Source organism: Xenorhabdus yunnanensis (genome assembly GCF_028598805.1).
GTDB classification, from domain to species: domain Bacteria; phylum Pseudomonadota; class Gammaproteobacteria; order Enterobacterales; family Enterobacteriaceae; genus Xenorhabdus; species Xenorhabdus yunnanensis.
Map to the genome: position 1 here is coordinate 1 of NZ_JAQRFI010000359.1, position 223 is coordinate 223.

The 223-nt window shown below is 44.4% G+C and carries 1 protein-coding gene; it reads left to right on the top strand.

The window, feature by feature from the left end; translation table 11 throughout:
- Window positions 1-223: transposase (locus tag PSI23_RS22595; protein WP_273557111.1), on the top strand; the 223-nt coding region annotated here is incomplete at both ends.

A 223-nucleotide genomic window follows, 5' to 3' on the forward strand; every position in this document is an offset into this window, starting at 1 on the left:
ACTATGCAGTTATCTGACTCAATTAAAAGGAAAACCCACAGGCATTGCTTTTATTGATTCCACGAGTTTGCGCGTTTGTCATAACATCCGGATTCCCCGCCATAAAGTCTTGGAAGGGATAGCGCAACGAGGAAAAACCTCAATGGGTTGGTTTTACGGTTTCAAATTGCACCTGGTTATCAACCATCAGGGGGAAATTCTGGCACTTAAAGTGACGGCAGGT